Genomic DNA, 1,257 nt, shown 5'->3' with positions numbered 1-1,257 from the left:
GCTTCGATGATCATTCCGGCGGCGACCGTACGGTTGGTCGACTCGTCGATCAGGATGAACCCGCCCGTGGTCCGGTTCCGCCGGTACTCATCGGCCAGCAACGGCACCGTCGTGCGCAGCCGCACCCGGCCGATCTCGTTGAGCCCCAGCCCGTCCGCGGACTCGTCCCGGTGCAGGGTGTTCACATCGAGGCGGTACTGCAGGCCTCGCACCACGGCCCGCGCGGTCCGGGTGGTGTGCTTGATCGAGTACTTGCCACCGACCCGCAGCGGGGCACTCTCGTCCATCCAGCAGATCATCGCCTCGATGTCCTGCGCCACCGCCGGAGCGTTGTGCGGCCGGCAGATCATGTCACCGCGCGAGATGTCGATCTCGTCGTTGAGCCGCACCGTCACCGACATCGGCGGGAACGCCTCGTCGACCGGCCCGTCCGCGGTGTCGATCCCGGCGATCGTGCTGGTCAACCCGGACGGCAGCACCATCACCTCGTCACCCGGCTTCAACACCCCCGACGCGACCTGACCGGCATAACCGCGATAGTCGGTGACCGTCGTCGACTGCGGACGGATCACGTACTGCACCGGGAACCGCACATCGACCAGGTTGCGGTCACTGGCGATGTGCACGTGCTCCAAGTGATGCAACAACGACGGACCCTCGTACCACGGGCTCTTCTCCGACCGCGACGCGATGTTGTCACCGTTCAACGCCGAGATCGGGATGATCGTCAGATCCGGCGCGTCGAGCTTCGCCGCGAACGACGTGAACTCATCCGCGATCCGGTCGTAGACCGCCTTGTCCCAGTCGACCAGATCCATCTTGTTCACGCACAGCACCAGGTGCGGCACCCGCAACAGACTCGTCAGGAACGCGTGCCGCCGCGACTGCTCGACCAGACCCTTACGCGCATCGACCAGGATCAACGCCAGATCCGCCGTCGACGCCCCGGTGACCATGTTCCGGGTGTACTGGATGTGCCCCGGCGTGTCCGCGATGATGAACTTGCGCTTCGGCGTCGCGAAATACCGGTACGCCACATCGATCGTGATGCCCTGCTCCCGCTCGGCCCGCAGACCGTCGGTGAGCAACGCCAAGTTCGTGTACTCGTCACCACGCGACGCGCTCGCCGCCTCGACCGCCTCGAGCTGATCCTCGAAAATCGTCTTCGTGTCGAACAACAACCGCCCGATGAGCGTCGACTTACCGTCGTCGACACTGCCCGCCGTCGCGAACCGCAACAGATCCATGTTCCGCGCG

General features: G+C 65.5%; 1 protein-coding gene. It reads right to left on the bottom strand.

What is annotated here, in order from left to right:
• A partial coding sequence (cysN, locus tag ADL15_RS14470; protein ID WP_232344094.1) for a sulfate adenylyltransferase subunit CysN occupies positions 1-1,257 on the bottom strand: 1,257 nt, incomplete at both ends.

Source organism: Actinoplanes awajinensis subsp. mycoplanecinus (assembly GCF_001509495.1).
Lineage (GTDB): Bacteria > Actinomycetota > Actinomycetes > Mycobacteriales > Micromonosporaceae > Actinoplanes > Actinoplanes palleronii.
Note: the sequence above shows the minus strand (reverse complement) of the source record. Positions and strands in the feature narration are given on the sequence as shown.